This is a genomic window from Salipaludibacillus sp. CF4.18, assembly GCF_051262595.1.
Lineage (GTDB): Bacteria > Bacillota > Bacilli > Bacillales > Salisediminibacteriaceae > Salipaludibacillus > Salipaludibacillus neizhouensis.
Genome location: NZ_JBIMEV010000024.1, coordinates 21,902 through 43,848, shown reverse-complemented (window position 1 = coordinate 43,848; position 21,947 = coordinate 21,902). Strand labels below are relative to the sequence as shown.

Genomic DNA, 21,947 nt, shown 5'->3' with positions numbered 1-21,947 from the left:
ACAACGATAACAACAACAGTTACGATAATGTTACAATATTAACATTAGGTGTTAATATTGTAACAAAAGTGTAAAGGGGGAGATTAATTGAAATCTAATCAAATTAAGGAATTTATTAAATCAAAAGGACTTAAGCAGTGGCACGTAGCAGAATTTTATGGAATAAGTGAAGGGAATTTTAGCCGTTTGTTACGTAAAGATCCGCCAAAAGATGTAATAAATAGAATAAAAGATGCAATCTCAAAGGCGCAAGAGGTTTATGGAGTGAGAAAGGGGATGGAATAGATGATTAATATTGAAGTTGATCAAAAAACTGTAAATACAATGCTCGAGAAAGCTAGAGAGAAATATTTCTTGACATATTCAGAATTTTCTCAATATCTAAATATTAGTAAACCTTCTATAGAAGAGCTATTAATTAAAAATGGTTGTCCTTTTTATAAAGTAGGAACAAAATATTTATTCAAACGGGTTGAAATAGATGAATTTTTGAACGATATAACCGAAGGCATGAATAATCGCAATAATGATATAAAAATTTTCACTAAATTGAACAAAACAGCTGATAAAAGATTATTAAATGCATTCTAATCAGTTGAAGAAAGAGAATTTAAGTTATAAAAAATACCCACTAATGACTTGGGGTCTAGTGAGTACCATAAGAAATTTTATTGTTTATAATATTATAACAGGAAATAGTGAGAAGTGCATAACATCAAAAGGGAAAAGGGGGAGTATAGATTGGCGAGACCAACAAAAATAGGACTAGACTACTTTCCACTTTATGTAAATATGGGTGACGAATTTGAATTGATAGAAGCAGAGTACGGCTTAGAAGGATTTGCTATTTTAATAAAGATGTATCAGAAAATATGTAGTAGTGGTTATTTTGTTAAGTGGGAGAAAAAAGACCAAATTTTATTCTGTAAGAAGGTTTCCCTTTCAGTAGATGTAGTTAATAGGATCATCAATGACAGCGCAAATTGGGGCATTTTTGATTCGAATTTGTTTAATAATTTTGGGGTTATAACATCAAAAGATATTCAAGAAACTTATGTTCATTCAACTTATAAAAGAAAGAAGGTGGAAATGTTAGAGGAATACCTATTAACAGATGTTTCTGATACCAAAAACATAGTAGTAAATAGAGTTTCTGATATCAGAAACTCATCAACAAATGATATTACTGATGGAAAAAGTACACAAAGGAAAGTAAAGGAAAATAAAGAAAATAACAGTAAAGAAAAAGAAATGCAGAGAAACATTAACAGTGATAGTACTTCAATATATAATCAATTAGCTAATCGATTGTATGAAAGAATACTAATCAATGATGATGGGTTTAAAGTATCTGATTTTCGAAATTGGGTTGAGGACATTAAATTAATTATTGAACAAGATGGACGACCGAAAGAAGAAGTTAAAGACGTTATTGACTGGTCTCAAAAACATTCATTTTGGAAATCTCAAATCTTATCTGGAAAAAGTTTAAGAGGTAAAATGAGCCCACTCATTATTCAAATGAATGAATACACAAGAAAAAAATTAAAGAGGTTAATCAAGCACCTATTCCTAGTTGGCTAAAAAATCAATCAAGTGGAAAAAATGCAGATCAAAAAGAAGACTTCGACCAAGAACAATTTAGAAAAAGCCTGGAAAAAGCTGAAAAACAAAAAAAATACTTGCTGAAAAAAAACGAAAAAAAAGAGAGGGAAATTCGAGCGATTTTTATTTAAATGTTGTTCAATGAAAGATGAAACCTAAGAAAAAATCAATTGAAACATTTTTTAAAAGTTTGTATCCTTTGATATAAAATATATTAATGTTAAAACGATAATCCGTTTTATTTAAGGGTAGTTGATCTTAATTAAATATTAAGTAAAATTTGTTAAAAGAAGCTAAAAAAACACGAGTGTTTAGTAAGTCATTACTTCTAGAATAGAAACAATGCCCAACTATGCACTGACAGATGTCAGTCAGTGCAGGGGTATTTTCGTGAACGAAAATGAACGTTCAGCAACCGCTGAATAACCTTCGGAGAAAGAGGGAAATAAATGAGTGAATTCCCAAGGCTATTAACAATATCAGATCTAACTGGTAGGTGGAATATGCCAAGACAAAGCATACATGAAAGAATAGCTTATAGAGATTTCCCTGAACCGATCCAATATGTATCAAAAGGTAGGATAGCGTTATTTTTAATTAGTGATATTGAAGAATTCGAGGAAAGTCACCAGTGGATTAAAACACCTGAAAGAAGAGAGAGAAGGCAACGATTTATTTTTTCGTTAATTAATAAGTAAATTACACCTTTAGTATTTATATTTTGTTGTAAAGTGTTATGAGAACAATAGCTACTTGTCAGACTATGTGGGAGGTATTGTAGAAATGTTTAAAAACAACAATGATATTCATTTAGATTATTTCATTTTAGATAATTTATTATTAGACGAACGATATAGGTACGATTTTATTAATTTTGATATCTCTCAAGTTGAATTTAGAAATTTTGCAAATAAAGGTATTTACTTTTTCGTGTTTACGACACAATTAAAACCTCCATTTAATATATATTTAAACGTAGTCCCGTATGAAGCACTAGACGTTATAAAAGTTACTAGTCATTCAGATTGTCATTTTAAATACTTACAAGTAAACAGAATAACTAAATATGAAGTACATTCTAATTTAATCATTACAAAAAAAAATAATGAGATATTTGCTTCATTACATGATCAGAAATATAGGGATTGGAAAACTAATGAAAGTAAAGATATAAAAACAGTTAATTATTTACTATTAGTAAAGGCACCGTATTTTAATAGTTATATACTATTACCACGTGCTTTTTCAATCCAACTAGAGATATTTGAAAAGATGAAAGAATTAGATATGGAAGAGGACGTAGATAGACATCAACGTCTATTATATAAGACTAATGATTTGAATGATGAACTTATCCAAGAATTATGTAACTATTCAAGTTTGACCCTCTCATAAACCTTTGATGCCTAGAGAAAAAAAGGAAACTATAAGTACTATTGTATAAGAACTTAACTATGAATTTCTAATATATGATATAATAGTTTCGAAAGTTGTCATAACCTTCACCCCCTTTTAAAAGGGGGGAAAGGAAAGAGACCAAAGTATTTTATACTTTGGTCTCTTTCGGTTTTATAGAATAAAAATAGATAACATAAGACTATAATCCGGAATTGAAATATGAAAGTTACTGATAAAATAGAAGAGTAATGTATTACAGGAAACCATCCTTATTAGCTCAAGTGTTTTATAACACATTTTTTAATTTTTTATAAAAAGTCGATAGTAAAACAATAAGACCTGATAATTATTCTTCACAGGAATGCTAACGTGCAGTTTGAATAGGTTACACTTGATTGGACAATTTGGTTAAGGTCAATTAGACTTGGATCAAATAAAAACCTAGGAGAATCAAACATGACCAAACGAGTGAGAAGAAGCTTTTCAAAAGAATTTAAAGAACAAATAGTCCAGCTTCATGGAGCTGGAAAACCCAGAAGTGAGATTCTCAAAGAATATGAGCTAACGCCATCTGCCTTTGACAAGTGGGTTCGTCAACACTCGGAGAGCGGATCTTTTGAAGAGAAAGATAATCGCACTCCTGAACAGGAAGAGTTAATCCAACTACGAAAAGAGAACCAAAAGCTCGCCATGGAGAATGATATTTTAAAGCAAGCAGCGCTGATCATGGGACGAAAGTAGATGTGATTCGGAACAACTGCCACAAATACTCGGTATCAGCAATGTGTGCCGTCCTCCAACTTGCCCGAAGTACGTACTATTATGAAGCGAAAATACGTGATGATCAAGATGAAGAATTGATAACACTGATCAACGATATTTTTAAGAAAAGTCGCTATAACTATGGTCAACGGAAGATCAAGATTGAACTTAAAAAGAAAAAGTGGACGGTTTCCCGACGGCGTATCGGACGAATCATGAAAGAACAAGGACTTGTTTCAAAATATACAGTCGCTCAATTTAAGCCATCTAGAACGACTTATAACGAATCTGACATAGGGAACACCTTAAATCGAGAGTTCAATCAAGACCAAGAACTCAAGGTCATTGTAAGTGATTTAACTTACGTCCGGGTACAACAGAAATGGCACTACATCTGTGTCCTTGTTGATTTATATAACCGTGAAATCATTGGTCACAGTGCTGTTCCTCGTAAGAGTGCAGCGTTAGTTCAACGTGCCTTTGCATCTGTTAAGTACAATCTCCATCGCCTCGAATTATTCCATACTGATCGAGGAAGCGAGTTTAAGAACCAACTTATTGACCAGGCACTTAACACCTTCGGTATTGAACGATCCTTGAGTAACAAAGGAACACCGTATGACAACGCAGTTGCTGAAGCCACATTTAAGACCATCAAAACAGAATTCGTTCGTGGTGCGGTTTTCGCTAATCAACACGAACTTGACCTAGAACTTTTTGATTACGTCCATTGGTTCAATCATATTCGCATTCATGGATCACTAGATTACTTAACACCTACTGAATACAAGTTGATCAACCTTTAAATAGTTGTTCGATTTAGTGTTGACATACCAAGACTTCCTTAAATAATTATAGGGTATATACTCACTAGAAACCCACTTTTTATGGCAATCTAACGCTCCCTCTGTCACTAAAGCATGTATGTGAGGATTAAATTTAAGATCCTAAACGTATGGATGACCGTAATGACTCCCACTTTCATTTTTCTTTTTTACTTTTATAGTAAAAATAATACATAAATACTTCTGCTGCTTCTTAACTCAATTCATTGAGTTTCTACCGATAGAAACTTCTCGCAACTCTTTTGGTATCGTAAAACCATATGCCGGTGAGAAACATCAAAGATCATTTCCTCTTGTTTATCAAACCATTCATCATTATATTTCTTTGCACACGTATGACAGAAGCGACTTTTGCATGTAAAACCTATAAATACCGGCTTCGATTTTCCTTCACAGCCTAGACACTCATATTTAGTAAATCCAAGATCTCTTGTTCCACACTTGATCGCTTTATAAACAGTCTCGTAAATATCATCTCGATACTCTTCAGGGAAACGACGATCATGCAATTGCCAAAAACGACTAATATGATCTAATAGGATTTTTTTAATCACACCACCACTACTCAAAAATCTATAATTTCAAACAATAACAAAAACACTTCTGTTCATTCACAACAAAACTGTGCTACTATATGGAGAGAATCTATTTTCAATAGTTTGTAGTCAAGAGGTGACAGCATGTTAAAGAACTTTCTAGCAGATGACTCTATCGTAAATAAATCTACTAAAGCAATCTATGAGTATATTTATCAGTATGGTCCGATTACACAAGCAAAGCTATGCGAAATGACGAAATTGAAGCGTTTGAAAGTAGCACGTATCTTAGATGAGTTACTCAAAAAAACTTATATTGAAAAAGCTGGGTATGGCAAACCATCAGGTGGCCGTCCTCCCCTTATCTATCAGGTTAATGCTAGAAGTGGATTTATTATTAGTGTGCATATAACACGAATAAGCACGAGAATTACTCTATTTGATCTTTTTCTAAATCCATTAAACGAAACAACTTTTTCGATGACAAAAAAACATACCCCAACCGTTGTTCTTACTAATATTAATGCAACGATTCAAACGTTTATGAAAAACCATCACTTTACTTCTGATGAATTATTAGGAGTAGGAATTGCTACGGTTGGTCCTTTAGACGGCACGACAGGGGTCATCTTAAACCCAGAGCATTTCTTAGCATCTGGTTGGAAGAACGTACCGATTGTAAAAATGATACAAGAAACTCATCAAGTAAACGTCTTACTCGAAAATGCCACTAGCATGACTGCTTTAGGAGAATATAAATACCTACACAATTCTCACAAAAACATTCTTCATTGCTTTAACAGTTGGGTATTTGTCTGCGGCATTATTACAGATGGCAAAATTGTCAAACCTGAATATGGAAATGCGACTAGTTATGGGCATATGGTCATTAATCCAAATGGAAAAACATGTTCCTGTGGCAGCAGAGGCTGTGTTTCCACCTATTCAACCTTGCAGGCAATCCTAAACAATTTAAAAGACAACCAACCTGATCTTTATAACGATCTTAAAGATCATGAAGAATTTATTTCGATTGAGGAAATAATTAAACGATTAGTGAACAAAGAACAAGCACAAGACGTTATAAAAGAATCTGCTTACTATTTTGGTATTGGCGTTGCAAATCTAATTAATATTTTTCAATCGAGTGCTGTCGTTTTAGGTGGCCCATTGGTTCAGTCGATGCCTCATTACTATGAAGAAGCAATCCAAACAGCCAAACAATTCATTGCCTATAACAAAGAAGTTACGTTTAGCAAACAAAGAGATACATCTGCAGTCGAAGGCGTTGCTATCGCTGTTTTGTATTCTTTTATGAGTAGCGACCTTTCTGAAAATTCATTTTTTAAAAAAAGTTCTTGCTAAATTAAAAGTTGTCCCCTACAATGTTATCAAAGGATAATAAAAAAACTCACTACTTTTTTTATTTACTTTAGTTCAAAAACAACAAAAGGAGAAAGGGATTTTTTTACACACTTTAGTTCAAAAACAACAAAAGGAGAAAGGGATTTTTTTTACACACTTTAGTTCAAAAACAACAAAAGAGAGTGAGGTTTACCTAGTTTCACGTCCTTTAGGTGTAGTTCCTTGTATTAATTGTAAGCGCTTAAATTTTTGTTACTATTTAAAAAATACTGCTAGATTATAGTTTAATAAAGTTTGGAGGAAAATTAGATGAAAATTAAATTTTTAGGTACTGGACTTCCTATTCCCAATGTTGATCGTGTCGGGCAAGGAATTTTAATCAGTCACGACGGACACAACGTTCTTTTCGATTGTGGCCCTGGAGTTAACAGAAGACTTTTTGAAGCAAACGTCAGTCATAAGGACATCAATCACCTTGTATTTACTCACCTTCACTGGGATCACTTTGGTGACTATGATGCCTTTGTTCAAACTGGGTTTGTCACAGATCGAGAGACACCAATTAACGTCTATGGACCAAACGGAACTCAAGAAGTAACTGACTTACTTTTTAAAAAGGTTTATTACCGTGATCTGATCTACAGAAGAGGCATTCGTGGCCCAGGGGCTTGGAAGGAGCCAAACGTTACTGAGGTTTTTGGAGGCCATCAATTTACAATTGGACCATTCAACATCAACGTATTTCGTGTCCACCATGGTGAGTATGTTGATTACTCATTAGCTTACCGGATTGAATGCGAAGGAAAATCAGTTGTTATTTCAAGTGATACAGCTCCTGTTCTTGGCTTTGCTGACTTTGCGAAAGATTGCGATGTTCTCATCCATGAGGTTATGGCAGGAAAGCCACCTTCAAAATTCTTACAAGAAGCAAGACCGGAATTAAACGCCGAGCAATTAGTGAATTTAATGGGACATTGTTCACCAAGACAAGTAGGAGAAATTGCGCGTGATACAAACCCTAAAAAGCTTGCGCTCATCCATCTAGCGCCTAATTTACCAGATGACCTAATTGACCAAGTTGCTGAGTATTACAAAGGCTCAATTGAAATTACAGAAGATTTATCTGAAATTGATCTAGAAAAAGACATATCAGCGTTAAAAATTTAATCTAGTTGTTCTTAAAGCAAGGGCCTCTAGGGCCTTTGCTTACCCAACAATCAGGAGGTATCAGTACAATGAATCGAAAACGCTTACACAATCTTAGTATCTTTTTATTACTAACAGTAATGGCAGTGATCTTTGCAGCATGTAACAGTGAACAGTCTGAATCAGGTGGGAATGGTTCTGAAGGTGAATTGTCCGGCAGTGTTCCTGTTTACACTTCAGGTTCCGGTGGCATTCTTTACATCTTAAATGCCGGCATCAGCAACATCTTTAATACGAATGACTTAATGCCAGGAGTTCAGTTGGTTACAGAAGCAACAAGTGGATCTACGGAAGTTATGACCCTAACATTAGAACGTGCGGCAAGCGGCCGTGCTGCACTAGGTGCCAACTCTGCACCTAGTGTGTACAAGCTATACGAGGGAACTGAAGAGCACATCCCAGGCGAACATCCAGACATTCGTGGTATTGCGAATTTAGGATATGCCGCTGTCCATGTTTTAGTTCGCAAAGATTCTTCGTTTGAAACATTTGCTGATTTAGAAGGAAAACGTATCGGTGCAAGCCCAGGTTCAGCTCCTGAATTATTTTTAAAAGAGTTACTATCAGCAGGCTATGGCTTAGAAGAATCTGATTATAATATGTTGCCTTTAGGTTACCAAGAAGTACAAGAGGGCCTTCAAAATAGGAGTATTGATGCTGGCATCGTCATGGGCTCAATCCCTGCCCCACTTGTAAATGAAGCAGCTTCTATGACAGATGTACGCATCCTTACTGTTGAAGAAGACGTACAAGAAAAGTTTCTTGAAGTATACCCGTTTTATGACTTCAGAACAGTAGAATCCGATACGTATGCTGGTCAAGATACAGATGTATCAATTGGTTCACTTGACCTTCTCATGTTTACACACAAAGATACGTCTGAAGAGCTAGTTTATAACTATGTAAAATCGATTTTAGACTATCAAGATCAGTTTCATGGCCTGCATCCTTCTGCAAGTGCTATTAATGAAGATACAATTAATGAAGGAATTCAAATCCCTCTCCATTCTGGAGCTGAAAAATACTATAAAGAAATAGGAATTTTAGAGTAATCAAATGTAACTGTGACTGGTCTTATCTGAATTCAAAGTATGTAATGGCGCAATTTCTGCCCATTACATACTATTCAATACACCAGAAGAGGGGTGGAAAACAATGAAAACGATTTTAGCACGTACGATAAGTGTTTTAGCCATTGTAATGGGGTTATTCCACCTATATGCTGGAGGAATTCAACTATTTCCTGCCACTCAACAACGTGCCGTCCATATCGGTTTCGCTTTAGCACTTATTTTCTTACTTTATCCAGTAGTACGAAAAAAACCTGATGATGAAGACGGTACTATACCAAGTCCATTGACAAACTCTATTACCGTTGTAATGAACATCGTACTAGCTTTGATAGGATTATATATTGGAGCCTATATCTTCTTTAATTATTTAGATGTAGCAACTCGTTTGTTTGTTCCAACGAATGCGACTGTTGTTATAGGAGCCTTGTTAATTATCTTAACATTGGAAGCATCACGAAGAGTGATAGGGTGGTCCTTGCCTATCATCGCTATCATCTTTTTAATTTATGCTTTTATTGGTGAGAATTTATCATTAATGTTCTCTCACACCGGTTACTCTTTCGAACGAATTATAACTCAGGTCGGACTAAGTAATGAGGGGATACTCGGAACGCCTCTAGGGGTTTCAGCCACCTATATTGTCTTATTCATTATGTTTGGTTCGTTATTAGAACGTTCAGGTGCAGGTAACTTATTCATTGAGTTAGCCATGGCACTAGTTGGAAGGTTTAGAGGTGGCGCGGCTAAAGTATCCGTTACAGCAAGTGCCCTATTTGGAACAATCAGTGGAAGCCAGGTTGCGAATGTAGCAACAACAGGAGTTTTAACAATTCCTCTCATGAAAAAAGGTGGTTATAAACCTGCCTATGCCGGCGGCATTGAAGCCGTAGCGTCTACCGGTGGAATGTTCCTGCCACCTGTTATGGGGGCCGTTTCATTCTTAATTGCTGATTTTCTTCAAGTTGATTATATCTATGTCGTTATGGCTGCTATTCTACCAGCATTATTATATTTCTTCGCTATTTTTGTTATGGTGGATTTACGTGCAGCTCAACTTCCTAACGAAAATACGGAAGACTTAAAAGTACCTGATTTAAAGAAATCCCTTAAGGAAAAAGGACACTTATTACTCCCGTTAGGTGTGTTAATCGTATTATTACTTGTCATTCAATTTAGTCCACCACTTGCTGCATTTTGGTCCATTCTTTCAATTCCAGTATTTAGCACGCTTCGCAAACATACTAGAATGAGTATTCGCCAAATTGTCGAAGCAGCTGAGCAAGGGGTTAAGCTTTCTTTAGTTGTTGCAGCCGCAACAGCCTGTGCCGGCATCGTCATCGGCGTTGTGAATATGACAGGTATGGGGCTAAGGTTCTCAGGATTATTGATTGAGCTATCCGCCGGAAACTTATTCGTTTTATTAGTGTTAACGATGCTTGCTTCAATCATCATGGGAATGGGACTACCTCCTGTTGCTGCCTACATTGTCTTAGCGATTTTAGCTGCTCCTGCCATGGTTCAGTTAGGTGTTTCGCCAATGTCTGCACATATGTTCATTTTCTATTACGGAACACTTTCTGCGATTACACCACCAGTCGCGATCGCTGCCTATGCCGCTAGTGGTATTGCGATGTCCAATGCCATGAAGACGAGTCTATACGCAGTACGGTTAGCTGCTGTTGCCTTTATAGTTCCGTTTATGTTTGTCTACGGCCCATCGCTTCTTATGGAAGGATCGGTTGTATCGATCATCACAACGGCTATTACAGCATTTATCGGCGTATTCGCTCTTGCCGTTGCACTAGAAGGCTATTTAAAGCAACACATTTTAGCCATTTCAAGAGTAACTCTTTTTGCCGGAGCTCTTTTATCCATGTTCGTCGGCTATACAACCGACCTGATCGGGATCGCCCTGATTGCCGTCACCTTACTCCTTGAATTAAAGAGAAAAAACTCTACCACAGCTGAAAAAATCAGCGCGTAAGCATATAAAAATGCTTGGATATCAGTTATCCAAGCATTTTTATATATGTAAAAGGCTGCTGTTCAACTTAAACAACCACAACAAACAAGGCAACAACAGCAAATCCAAAAGCCGCTGATGGACAAATCGGCTCCATCAACGGCTTCTTCATTACCAACGTCTTATTTCATTATAAAATGTATCACGTTCAATTGGTGTTCGATTCGCACCTTTTACTAAGTGAATGAGTTCATCTCGAGTTAATCCAGCTGGACTCAATGCTCCTGCAGCATGGCTAATGCGTTCTTCAACAAGCGTACCATGCACATCGGATGCTCCAAATGATAAGGCAACCTGTGTTAATTGCGTACCAATATTAATAAAATACGCTTTTATATGATCAAAGTTATCTAGCATCAAACGGCTGATCGCAAGTGTTTTCAAGTCCTCTACCGCTGCTGTTCTGCGCTTAATTCCTGCCTCCGTGCTCTTCGGTTGAACTGCAAGTGGAATGAACACATAAAACCCTTGAGTTTTATCTTGGATTTCTCTAAGCTGTAGCATATGCTCAATGCGTTCTTCAATCGTTTCAATTGAACCGTAAAGCATTGTTGCATGTGTTCTCAATCCTAAGCTATGGGCAACTTGTTGAATTTCAAGCCATTGATCTGTTGTCGCCTTCCCTACGCCCATTTTCTTACGGTAACGTTCAGATAAGATCTCTGCACCACCACCTGTTAATGTATCCAAGCCGGCATCCATTAACGTTTGTAGAACTTCTTTATAGCTTAGGCCACTCATTCTAGAAAAGAATTCAATTTCAGCTGCTGTATGAGCTTTAATTGCTACATTCGGATAGTGCTTCTTCAATGTTTTGATACAGTTGACATAATACTCAAATGGAACATTTGGATTATGTCCACCGGTAATATGAAATTCGCGAACGTTCGGGTTGATGTTTTTCTCAACATACTCGATCATTTCTTCAGGACTAATGGTATAAGCACCTTCGTCCCCTTCCGTTTTCTTAAAATTACAAAAAGCACACTTTGCTTCACATACGTTTGTAAAATAAAGTGTCATATTTTGAATAAAATAAACTTGATTTTTGTTCTTTCTATAATTCACTTTATCTGCTAGTTGACCAATTGTTAACAAATCATCAGATTGATATAAGTAAATACCATCTTCTTTTGTAAGTCTCTGACCTGCTTCGACTTTATCTGCGATTTCCTTAAGTCTATTATCCGTACTTACCACTGTATTCAATCTAGTTTCCTCCCGACGATCTTTCTCAATCACGTTAGATCGATTCTATTTTCATTGTCTAGACTCTTTAACTATTTTAATAACGTCAAAAAGGCAATCTTCATGCTATGAAGTCATGTAAAATGGGACAATCTCCATATAATAACTATAAAGTTAACAATCTATCTTTACTACTTAAAAGGAAATACTATTTTTTTCTCAAACAAACAAAAGGTTGAAAACTCAAGTATGTAGTTTAATTTAGTTTAACTAATTTCCTAAAGTTATGCAACGCGCCTGCCCAATGTATTGCGTACAGTCAAACGTAACAAACAACTAATAAAAATTGATATAATATTGGTTATAAAGCAAAAATTAGCTACTTAGTCAAAGGCAACATCCCATAACACCTTCACAGTAAACCTTTTTAAATTAAGGAGTTAATGCAAGACTCGATCTTTTTCAATACAAATATGAACTTTTATTTTGACCAAAAGTGTAGTGAAATATAATCAGAAAAGAAATTTCGAAACACGAAAGAATGTTTTCCAACTTTCTTAACAAAGGGACATTCGTCCTTTCTTTTACATGTCACACCATACTGTCTATCTGGACACAGGCAATACACGCTTCCTTTGTAATCGTATGTCACGTTTTCTTGGCCCTCAACTAAACAATATAATGGTCATCGTTACCAGTGGGGATTAAAGAAAATGACCCCGGCTCAATAAGGATAAGAAAGCAGCTGCAGAAAAGGAAACCACTTTTTGCAGCTGCTTTCTTTTTCCCACCGCATGGTATCACTCGCAAGCCGGCTAACCTTCCAGCAAGCAGGGCACCCGAATCTTTCCTACTAAGTCGGCAGGAGAAGACATCAAGGGGCTCAAAACTCTTTGGAGAAAGAACGCTTATGCAAACTCAAAAAAATTTGAGGCTGAAACCATTGATTTCTTCTCTATACTTCCTGATTCATGTCTCCTGTAAAAAAGCAAAAAAAGATCCCTTTTATGGGACTTCATCCCTGCGGATGAAAAAAAGACATTCATTGAAGGAGTGATTTAAATGGAAATGGAAAAAGTGTATGAGGTCGTTAGAATTAAACAGGGGATTCAGTTTATATGCAGTTTCTTCGTCTACACTATAATTATTTCACCCTTTCTTGAGAATATCAGATTAAAAACTTAACAATTTATATAACGTTATAATAACGAACGTATTAATTAAAACTAATAATAATGATATAAAACCTATTATACAGTATATTATTAAATGAAATAATAATTATTTTATTTGTTTTTAATTACGAAAGTTTTAAAAAAAGCATTGAAATAAAATATTATCAGATATATCATAATATTAAGAATATATTTTGAAAGCGTTTGCAAAAATGATAAAGGAGTGTTGGGTATGAGAAGGGAAATATTATTAGTTTTTAGTTTTACTTTTGCGTTACTATTTCTTTCAGCTTGTGGAGACAGTGCTATAGAGTCTAGTTCTAATGAATCTAATTCAAATAATGCTGGTAATGAAACAGAACAGCAAGCTAATGATGAACAGGGAGAGACAATTAAAATTGGCTCAATTCTTCCATTCTCAGGCGTTTATGCATCATTGGGAAATGATTTGTCGGATGGAATGAAACTTTATTTTGATAGCATTCAATGGGAAGTTTCAGGGAAAACGATCGAGTTAATAGAGGAGGACACAGAAGCAGATCCGCAAGTTGGTTTACGAAGAATTCGAAAATTAATGGATCAGGATAATATTGATATCTTAACTGGTGCAGTAAGTACTGCTGTTGCATACGCGATTCGTGATGAAGTAGATTCTAATCAACTGCCATATTTGGCCTCACACGCGGGAGGAAATGATTTAACGAGAGAACAACGCAGTGATTATATTTGGAGATCTTCATTCTCATCTTGGCAAATTGGTCACTCAATGGGTGAGTGGGCGTATGAAAACATCGGAGAAAAAATATATATTGCTGCAGCAGATTACGCTTTTGGACGGGAAGTTTCATCTGCATTTATTGAAGCGTATACTGCAGCCGGTGGTGAAGTTGTCGGTGAAGTATATCCACCTTTAGGTAACAATGACTATGCGTCTTACTTAACGACGATTGGTGGAGAAGATGCAGACGGAGTGTATGCATTTTTTGCTGGAAGTGATGCAGTTCGTTTTGTTCAGCAATATGAGGAGTATGGATTGAAAGACACAATGCCACTAATAGGCTCAGGTTGGTTAGTCGCTGAAGACTTACGTGAAACAATTGGTAATGCAGCCGAAGGTGTCTTTGCATCAACCTTTTGGGACTACAGTATAGAAACAGAAGAAAATCAAGCGTTTGTGGAAGCGTACGAAGAAACTTATGACAGACGTCCGACAATTGAGTCTTTAGAAGGATATGATGCTGCGCGAATAATCGTTGAAGCTACTAAAAGTTTAGAAGGGGATGTATCTAATCCAGAAGCGATAGTAGAAGCAATTTCAAATGTTTCATTTACAAGTCCACGTGGACCAATTGAATTTGATAAAGAAACGCATCATATCATCCAAAATATGTACATTACTGAAACGGTTATAGAAGGTGAAAGAACAGAAAATAACGTTATTCAAAGTATTGATGCAGTTCAAGATCAAGGAGAATAATAGAAAATCAAACGTTAATTCTTGCTTTAGTAGTGCTAATAATTGGTGGACTTTGATCCATTGAAGGGACATTTAGTTGCAAGTATATTTGTTGGAGTTGTAGAAACGTTTAGTCGCATTCTAGTTCCTGAACTTATTAGGTTCCATATATTCGGATTAATGGCGGTTGTCTTAGTATTTAAACCGAGTGGCTTATTAGGAAAGAATGTGGCTTAACTTGAAAAGGACATTGTTAAAATTTCTTATAGCTATTGAAACTTTAGGAATAGCCCCTTTTGTTCTTTCACTTTTTCATCTGAACTTGTTATTAGAAATTTTAATTCTAGCGATGTTGCTCTTAGTTTAAATATATTAGTCGGTTTTACTGGACTTGTATCACTTGGACATGCAGCTTCTTCGGAATTGGTGCTTATACTGCTGAACTTGTTGCCCAGCATATTTCAAGTAACCTCATTTTCTCGCTAGGTTTAGCGGTTGTCTTGTCAGCCATTGTGGCAGGAATTATTGGTACATTCTCTATGAAAGTAAGTGGTTTTTATTTCTTAATGCTAACCTAGATTTTTCATAAATGATTTACTCTTTCATCTATCAATCTACTTATTTAACGGGCGGTTCTAACGATTTATCTGGTAGATCGTCTGAATATTTTGATGTTGTGGTTAGAGACAAGTTTTCGCCTCTAAGTTCATAGAAGTAGTCAAGAAAAAAGTGAATTTTTTGAACAGTTTCAAAGCAATGACTGTGGGTATTTCATCACCTAGAATATCATAACAAACTCAGAAGAGATTTCATGATTATGCTAGTAGCAGAAATTTAATTTCCGAGAGATTACCGTTGTGAGAGGAGGTGAGGATAATTCAAGAGAAAAGAATGTTGTACGTCCGGGATCCGCAGCAGAATAGTAATTCAAAACGTTTTCAGTGAGTAAAAAGTATTTTTTCTACTAGTAAAAAAGTTTTAAAAATCCAATTTGAAAGGTTGTCGTTGTTTCTATGAAAAAAAGTTTAATGATTCTACTCGTATTTTTACTTTTAAGTTCCGTTTTTCCCGGGAGTATATTGGCAAAGGGAAATTCGAACCAACAGGCTGATTTGATTTTCAAAAATGGTGAAGTTTATACAGTTGATGAGGAAAAGAGTTGGGCTGAAGCTGTTGCCGTTAAAGATGGAGAGATTGTTTACGTGGGCGATAGTGAAGGTGTTGAATCGTTTCAAGGGCCTGAAACCCAGGTGAATGATTTAGATGGGAACATGCTTATGCCTGGATTTATTGACGGACATAACCATGCATACTTAAAGGCAGAAGAACTTTTTTGGTTAGATCTTCGTCCTTATAGCACACAAGAAGAATTTGCGAATGCTATTGATAAGTATTTGGAAGAGAATCCTGGTATAGAACAATTACGTGGGGTTTATAGTGATAGAAGTTTCCCAGATCTTGATGGAATCACTCCAAGAGAATTTCTTGATGGGATGGTCTCTGATATTCCTGCTGTTTTTATTGAAAATGGACACCATACTATATGGGTTAACTCAAACGCAATTGAGAATGCAGAGGTGACCAAAGATACCCCTGATCCTCCAGGGGGAATTATTGACCGTGATGAAACAGGAGAGCCAAATGGAATTTTTCACGAATTTTCCGCTCAGAACCTTATTATTGAAGCTCTACCTCAACCAGACTTTACGGTAGATGAGTATAAAGAGACAGTTCTTTCTTTTCAGGAGATGGCTGCTGAAAGAGGAGTTACCTCGGTATTCGTGCCCGTTCACTACCCTACCGAACCTTTATTGGAAGCATTACAAGTACTGGATGATGCGAATGAATTGACCGTAAGATACGATATAGCTCTATGGGCTGATGAAAACAAAGGACTAGAGCAAATCGAGACTTTTAAAGAGAAGCGTGACAAATATCAAGGAAGAATGTACAAAACTAATAGCATAAAAATATTTGGTACTGGTACACGTGGACGTGGACTGGTTTGGGAGCAGGATGTTTTAGAGGAGACCGTAGCCGCTTTAGATAAAGAAGGGTTCCGTCTCTATACCCATGTTATTAGTGATTTAGACGCATATCACGCGATTCTAGACGCTTATGAATATGCGCTAGAAGAAAATGGAGCAAGGGATTCCCGACACACGATTAGCCATACAAGTAGTAACGGAGAAGGAGCTATCGATCGATTTAAAGAATTAAACGTAATAGCTGATGGTCATCCTGTGCCGGCCAGCTTTTTTGAAGCCGGAATTCCTGCTTCTACATCAAATGATTATCCTGTACGTGACTTCTGGCCTCTTGTGTCAGTAGAGAAAGGGGTGCAAAACTTCTCTTCTTCAGATCTAGATGGTGTGGAAACAATGCTTACGAGTCATACCATAAACGGCGCTAATCTTATTTTTGCAGAAGAAGAGACAGGCTCGATTGAAGTGGGTAAAAAAGCGGACTTCGTTGTCTTAGAAAATAATTTGTTTGAGGTTCCAGTCAGTGAGATTAGTGAAACGACGACCTTGATGACTTACTTCGAGGGACAGGAAGTGTTTCGTCATGCTTCACGTATGAGTGCCTCTCATATAAATACACTTGTTGAGCAATTCGAAGAAGACGGAGAATTCGCAAACCATGGAGCTGCTCGATCCTTACAAGCACATTTGGCTACAGTAGATCGTTTCGAACAACGAGAAGCAGCCGATAAAGTAGTCAAGCACACGCAAAGCTTTAACAAGTTGCTTGATAATCATCAAAAGAATGAATTGATTTCCGAGAATGCGTCTAACATTCTTAAAGCAAATGCTAATTCATTAATCAATAAATGGGAATAAATTCGTAGTTACCAATCTGAATTAATTTTCTGGTAGTGTCAATAAGTTTGTGTAATTTAGTTAGGGTATCACTCGGCACTAGGAGGGGAGGTTCAGGTATGGGTCCACGCGGGGCCCATACCTGAAAAAATTTCCATTTCCCCCTAGTCTTCTGTTCCGTAACTCTTTATGAACAGGTCTTGCAGGACAGGTTTAGCCGTGCTGAAACCTCTTAGTTTTCGCTGTGCCCACCTTTCGTTGTACTCAATGGATTGAAGGTAAACAATCTTCTCTGCTGCTTTCTCTGTCGGTAAACTGTTCATCGTTTTGGTTCGCTTCTTGATCTCTTTCATTGTTCTCTCAATGATATTCGTGGTATATATCATCGCCTAAAATCGATGAAGGGTACTGTAGGAATGTCAAAAGGACATCAAGGTCTCGCTCCCATGATTGAACGACTTTCGGGTATTTCTTTCCCCAGTTTTCTTTGAAGGTTTGAAAGCACTTGTCAGCTTCGGCTCTCGTGTTGGCTTGATAGATCGGTTTGAGGTCTTCCGCCATGGCCGATTGATCCTTTTTTCGTGCCGTATTGAGGGTATTTCGAACTTTATGCACGACGCATCGTTGCACATCCGCTTTTGGATAAACAGCCTTCATCGCATCTTCTAAACCAGGTAACCTGTCAAATATCCCGATAAGAATCTCTTTTGCGGCTCTTTCATAGAGGTCTAGGTAGGTAGGGCATCTCCTCTCAGTTGATTTCGTAGTTAACAATGAGGCAATGAGGATACCTACCTCTTTTTTGTCTTAAACATTTACTTACACAAACTATCGTACGTCATCAATTTTCTTGAATGTAGTTACATTGAATGCTTAACAATTTTAAAAAAGGGAGGGGCAATAACAGAGGTTAATATAGTAAAGTTCGACAAGTTTTACCGTCCTTATGTGTTATGAGTAATTGGATTAATAAAATCAAACAAACAGAGGATGAAAATCGTAGTAGCTAGTGAGGAAAAATAATAAGTTGAAAGGATTGGTAACTTGATTAATACAAGAAAGCCTTTAATTTTACTGTTAGTATTTATACTGGTTAGTACTACTTTCTTACTTAAGAATATTGTTTCCGGAGAAAAGAACGAGACTATGGATGCAGGAACAGCAACGTTAACTGAAGGAACTAATATTGCGGTCACTGTTTCTCCCGATGGTGAAAATCTTATAATGGATTTTCAAGGGGTGCTATGGTCATTACCAATAAGCGGAGGTACAGCGACAAGAATCACTGACAATTATCTAGATCCTTCGCTTGCTGATTGGTCACCTGACGGGAATAGAATCACCTTCCAATCATACAAAGATGGGAATTACCATATCTGGACAATGAAGCCAGATGGAACAGATCTGCAACAACTCACGGAGGGTCCATTTGATCATCGTGAACCGACGTACTCCCCTAACGGAAAAAAAATTGCGTTTTCGTCGGATCGGGGAGGCAGTTACGATATTTGGGTACTGGATTTAGAAACTCATGAGATTAGTCAATGGACTAATGATACAACAGAAGTTTATCAGCCGACATGGTCGCCGGATGGAGATGAAATCGCCTACATTAATGATGCTGCCTTTGTTAGCGGAAACATCATTGAAGCCATTGACGAGGATGGGGCCCATCGCACCCTTGTCGAAGGGGGAGGTTCAATTTCTTCACCATCTTGGTCCCCGGATGGAACAAGCATGTCCTACGTCTTACAAGGAAACAACTTAATGATAGCCGATATTACCGAGGAGTCAATCGCACCACAAACGATTGACGAAGGAGATGTGTTCCCGTTCCGTGTCGAGTGGATTTCAGAAAATGAAATCATATACACAGCAGACGGTCACATCAAACAACGTAACCTTGGTGTCGAGAACTCGGAGACGATTCCATTTGAGGTGGAAATTGAAATACCAGAACGTGACTACGAATACAAAGAGCATGACTTTGATTCCAACGCACCAAGAGATGTAAAAGGAATTGTTGCACCACAACTTTCTCCAGATGGAAAGCAAATCGCATTTGTAGCCCTAAATGATCTATGGATATGGGATATAGATGGAGGAGAACCACGTCCCTTGACCGATGATACGTATTTAGAAGTTAGTCCAAGCTGGTCTCCAGATGGAAAGCAACTTGCCTATTCTTCTGATAAAGCAGGAACGCTAAATATTTATATCCTTGACTTAGAAACGAATAAAGAGCGTAAATTGACATCAAGCACAGAGACTGCTGAAATGTCACCTGCTTGGTCATCAGATGGGAAGCAAATAGCATTCCAAGACCAGACTGGAGTTATTTCTTCTGTTTACGTTGATTCTGGGGAAGTAGAAGCCGTTACAGGTCGCTTATCTTATCCAGGTCCACCAACATGGGGACCTAATAATAAAATTGCCCTTTCAGCTATTAAAACAAACTCTAACAGATATCGCGAAGGCACAAACCAAATCCTCGTCGTCGACCAGGAAACAGGTTCAGAGAGTTACGTGGATCCGATTGATTTTAATTCGTTAAGTAACCGCGCAAACTCAGGACCTATGTGGTCACCTGATGGCGAATACATGGCCTTTATTATTGAAAGTCAACTATGGATCATGCCATTTAATGATGATGGCGAATCTACAGGAGATCCGATAAAGGTTTCAGAAGACATTGCCGAATCACCAAGTTGGAGTGGGGATTCAAATACATTATTATATCTGTCAAATGGAGACTTAAAGCGTGTTTCCATCGATGGGGGCGAGCCAGAGACGTTGGATTTCCAAATGCAATGGACGCCTAAGCAACCAACTGAAACAACAGTCATTCATGCCGGTAAACTATGGGATGGCAATAATGAGAATATTCAAGAAAACGTCGATATTATTATAGAAGGAAACCGTATTAAAGAAATCAAAGATCATGAAGATACCAATCACGAGGGTGTCGAGTTTATTGACGCTAGTGATCTTACGGTTATGCCAGGACTGTGGGATGCACACATTCACCAAGAGATGGAGCGTTATACAGAAGGAACTGGATCAAGAGTAGGACGTCAATTACTTTCGTTTGGTATCACAAGCACAATGTCCATGGGTGATATTGCTTACCAAGCGATCGAGGATCGCGAATCGCTACAATCGGGTGCTAGTGTAGGACCACGCTTTTTCGCAACCGGCGAACTTATAGAAGGGTCTCGTGTCTACTATAACGTGATGAGGCCGACGGCAAGTGAGGAGGGGTTACAACGGGAGCTGGAAAGAGCGGAAGCACTCGATTATGACCTTATAAAAACATACGTGCGACTTTCAAATGAGGATCAAGATACTGTGATTAAGAAAGCTCATGAACTGGGAGTTCCAACTTTCTCTCACTATTTCTTTCCATCAATGGCATTCGGGCAAGATGGAACTTCACATATTTCAGCGACTCAACGTCTAGGATTCTCACGAACGAAAAGTCCGAGCGGTCATGCTTATGATGATGTGATTGAACTTTCAGGGAAGTCTGGCATGTCTATGACTTCAGCGTTATTAGGGTCTGCTCGTCCGTTGCTCGCACACTATCCAGAGCTGTTTTCCTCAGATCCACGTTTAGAAACCTTATATACACCATGGAAATACCAGGCATACGAGAAACAGTTTGAGCGTGCTTCAACAGATTACTCGGCTCGTCTAGCCCAAGATGTGGGGATTTTAAAAGATATTATGGATGCTGGAGGGATGATATTAGCCGGAACTGATACTCCGATTGACTATACTGCCGTTCCTTTACATTTAAATCTTAAAGCGATGAATGATTATGGAATGACACCTTTTGAGGCACTTCAAACAGCCACAATTAATCCTGCACAAGTAATGGGTGTGGAAGATGACCTTGGTACAATTGAAGAAGGAAAGCTTGCAGACCTTATATTGGTTGAAGGTAATCCCCACGAAGATATTAAAGATGCAGCTAACGTCCAAAAGGTAATGAAAAATGGTGAAGTATATACAATCGATGATATTGTAGCACCATTTAACGAGGATATAAAACAAGATATTAGTGCATCTGATATCAAGGTACTTGTTGAGCAATTCGAGGAAGAAGGCGAGTTCGCAAACAATGGTGCTCCCCGGTCTTTACATGCACACTTGGATATAGTAGAACGTTTCGAAACAGAAAGAAACGAAAAAGTTGTCAAGCACCTAGAAAGTTTCAAACGTTTGCTTGACAATCAAAAAAATAGTGCGTTTATTTCCGATAATGCCTACAATATTCTTATGGCTAATACGGATTCTGCGATTGAGAAGTTCCAATAACGTTAACTATCTGAATAATTAAATAAAAGATAGGAGATAAAGAACCTACCTGAAGTAAACTTTAACTTATAAATGGACAGTTTAAGTTTTATGAGGTGATCCATTGACTCCGGTTTAGTGCCAGAGTCAATGGATAACGGTTCTAAAATGAAATGCATCCTTTTGTCGATCCC

General features: G+C 37.2%; 17 protein-coding genes and 1 pseudogene. 14 read left to right on the top strand and 4 right to left on the bottom strand.

Translation table 11 applies throughout. From position 1 onward, the window contains the following. The first annotated feature begins 87 nt into the window (after positions 1 to 87). The 6 genes from ACHABW_RS14770 (at position 88) to ACHABW_RS14745 (ending at position 4,571) form a co-directional block, all read left to right on the top strand. A complete protein-coding gene (locus ACHABW_RS14770) occupies positions 88 to 285 on the top strand; it encodes a hypothetical protein (RefSeq protein ID WP_435756148.1) in 198 nt (65 codons plus the stop codon). Continuing rightward, positions 286 to 591 carry a helix-turn-helix domain-containing protein gene (locus ACHABW_RS14765; RefSeq protein ID WP_435756146.1) on the top strand — a complete coding sequence of 102 codons (306 nt, stop codon included), beginning with the start codon at positions 286 to 288 and terminating at the stop codon, positions 589 to 591. Positions 592 to 741: 150 nt separating this feature from the next. Beyond that, positions 742 to 1,584 carry a DUF4373 domain-containing protein gene (locus tag ACHABW_RS14760; RefSeq protein WP_435756144.1) on the top strand — a complete coding sequence of 281 codons (843 nt, stop codon included), beginning with the start codon at positions 742 to 744 and terminating at the stop codon, positions 1,582 to 1,584. Positions 1,585 to 2,054: 470 nt separating this feature from the next. Then, positions 2,055 to 2,303 carry a hypothetical protein gene (locus ACHABW_RS14755; protein WP_435756142.1) on the top strand — a complete coding sequence of 83 codons (249 nt, stop codon included), beginning with the start codon at positions 2,055 to 2,057 and terminating at the stop codon, positions 2,301 to 2,303. Between the two features lie 85 nt (positions 2,304 to 2,388). Next, positions 2,389 to 3,000 (top strand): hypothetical protein, encoded by a 612-nt coding sequence (locus tag ACHABW_RS14750; RefSeq protein WP_435756140.1) that lies wholly within the window; start codon positions 2,389 to 2,391, stop codon positions 2,998 to 3,000. 459 nt (positions 3,001 to 3,459) lie between these two features. Then, positions 3,460 to 4,571, top strand: a protein-coding gene (locus tag ACHABW_RS14745; RefSeq protein ID WP_435756138.1) for an IS3 family transposase whose coding sequence is annotated in 2 segments (ribosomal slippage) — positions 3,460 to 3,709 and positions 3,709 to 4,571 — 1,113 coding nt in all. Because the reading frame shifts where the segments join, the coding sequence is not laid out codon by codon here. Here ACHABW_RS14745 and ACHABW_RS14740 read toward each other — a convergent pair. After that, positions 4,536 to 4,679, bottom strand: coding sequence for a hypothetical protein (locus tag ACHABW_RS14740; protein WP_435756136.1), 144 nt, complete (start codon positions 4,677 to 4,679; stop codon positions 4,536 to 4,538). The genes ACHABW_RS14745 and ACHABW_RS14740 overlap by 36 nt on opposite strands. Positions 4,680 to 4,813: 134 nt before the next feature. Beyond that, a complete protein-coding gene (locus ACHABW_RS14735) occupies positions 4,814 to 5,164 on the bottom strand; it encodes a transposase zinc-binding domain-containing protein (protein ID WP_435756134.1) in 351 nt (116 codons plus the stop codon). A 126-nt stretch (positions 5,165 to 5,290) separates the two neighbouring features. Here ACHABW_RS14735 and ACHABW_RS14730 point away from each other — a divergent pair, with 126 nt between their 5' ends. The 4 genes from ACHABW_RS14730 (at position 5,291) to ACHABW_RS14715 (ending at position 10,774) form a co-directional block, all read left to right on the top strand. After that, positions 5,291 to 6,511, top strand: a complete 1,221-nt coding sequence (locus tag ACHABW_RS14730) for an ROK family transcriptional regulator (RefSeq protein WP_435756132.1) — start codon at positions 5,291 to 5,293, stop codon at positions 6,509 to 6,511. 309 nt (positions 6,512 to 6,820) lie between these two features. Then, entirely contained in the window at positions 6,821 to 7,678 is an 858-nt protein-coding gene (locus tag ACHABW_RS14725; protein ID WP_435756130.1) for an MBL fold metallo-hydrolase, read from the top strand. A 68-nt stretch (positions 7,679 to 7,746) separates the two neighbouring features. Further along, positions 7,747 to 8,769, top strand: a complete 1,023-nt coding sequence (locus ACHABW_RS14720; protein ID WP_435756128.1) for a TAXI family TRAP transporter solute-binding subunit — start codon at positions 7,747 to 7,749, stop codon at positions 8,767 to 8,769. 103 nt (positions 8,770 to 8,872) lie between these two features. After that, positions 8,873 to 10,774 (top strand): TRAP transporter permease, encoded by a 1,902-nt coding sequence (locus ACHABW_RS14715; RefSeq protein WP_435756126.1) that lies wholly within the window; start codon positions 8,873 to 8,875, stop codon positions 10,772 to 10,774. A gap of 150 nt (positions 10,775 to 10,924) precedes the next feature. Here ACHABW_RS14715 and mqnE read toward each other — a convergent pair whose 3' ends face one another. Further along, a complete protein-coding gene (gene mqnE / locus ACHABW_RS14710) occupies positions 10,925 to 12,022 on the bottom strand; it encodes an aminofutalosine synthase MqnE (RefSeq protein ID WP_435756124.1) in 1,098 nt (365 codons plus the stop codon). A 1,386-nt stretch (positions 12,023 to 13,408) separates the two neighbouring features. On the opposite strand from mqnE, the gene ACHABW_RS14705 reads away from it, so the two are divergent. From ACHABW_RS14705 to ACHABW_RS14695, 3 genes are all read left to right on the top strand, one after another. Further along, positions 13,409 to 14,653 (top strand): ABC transporter substrate-binding protein, encoded by a 1,245-nt coding sequence (locus ACHABW_RS14705; RefSeq protein WP_435756123.1) that lies wholly within the window; start codon positions 13,409 to 13,411, stop codon positions 14,651 to 14,653. Positions 14,654 to 14,713: 60 nt separating this feature from the next. Then, positions 14,714 to 14,869, top strand: a complete 156-nt coding sequence (locus tag ACHABW_RS14700) for a hypothetical protein (RefSeq protein ID WP_435756121.1) — start codon at positions 14,714 to 14,716, stop codon at positions 14,867 to 14,869. Between the two features lie 776 nt (positions 14,870 to 15,645). Next, entirely contained in the window at positions 15,646 to 17,475 is a 1,830-nt protein-coding gene (locus tag ACHABW_RS14695) for an amidohydrolase (RefSeq protein WP_435756119.1), read from the top strand. A gap of 143 nt (positions 17,476 to 17,618) precedes the next feature. Here ACHABW_RS14695 and ACHABW_RS14690 read toward each other — a convergent pair. After that, a pseudogene (locus ACHABW_RS14690) lies at positions 17,619 to 18,186 on the bottom strand (IS256 family transposase); the annotation flags it as partial. Between the two features lie 312 nt (positions 18,187 to 18,498). Between ACHABW_RS14690 and ACHABW_RS14685 the strand changes: the two are divergent. Then, positions 18,499 to 21,774 carry a DPP IV N-terminal domain-containing protein gene (locus ACHABW_RS14685; RefSeq protein ID WP_435756117.1) on the top strand — a complete coding sequence of 1,092 codons (3,276 nt, stop codon included), beginning with the start codon at positions 18,499 to 18,501 and terminating at the stop codon, positions 21,772 to 21,774. Positions 21,775 to 21,947 lie beyond the last annotated feature (173 nt).

Bases quoted from the DNA above. Each gene is read 5' to 3' on its own strand.
- ACHABW_RS14705 (WP_435756123.1), top strand. From the start codon at position 13,409: ATGAGAAGGGAAATATTATTAGTTTTTAGTTTTACTTTTGCGTTACTA.
- ACHABW_RS14730 (WP_435756132.1), top strand. From the start codon at position 5,291: ATGTTAAAGAACTTTCTAGCAGATGACTCTATCGTAAATAAATCTACT.
- ACHABW_RS14715 (WP_435756126.1), top strand. From the start codon at position 8,873: ATGAAAACGATTTTAGCACGTACGATAAGTGTTTTAGCCATTGTAATG.
- ACHABW_RS14725 (WP_435756130.1), top strand. From the start codon at position 6,821: ATGAAAATTAAATTTTTAGGTACTGGACTTCCTATTCCCAATGTTGAT.
- ACHABW_RS14750 (WP_435756140.1), top strand. From the start codon at position 2,389: ATGTTTAAAAACAACAATGATATTCATTTAGATTATTTCATTTTAGAT.
- ACHABW_RS14720 (WP_435756128.1), top strand. From the start codon at position 7,747: ATGAATCGAAAACGCTTACACAATCTTAGTATCTTTTTATTACTAACA.
- ACHABW_RS14755 (WP_435756142.1), top strand. From the start codon at position 2,055: ATGAGTGAATTCCCAAGGCTATTAACAATATCAGATCTAACTGGTAGG.
- ACHABW_RS14765 (WP_435756146.1), top strand. From the start codon at position 286: ATGATTAATATTGAAGTTGATCAAAAAACTGTAAATACAATGCTCGAG.
- ACHABW_RS14695 (WP_435756119.1), top strand. From the start codon at position 15,646: ATGAAAAAAAGTTTAATGATTCTACTCGTATTTTTACTTTTAAGTTCC.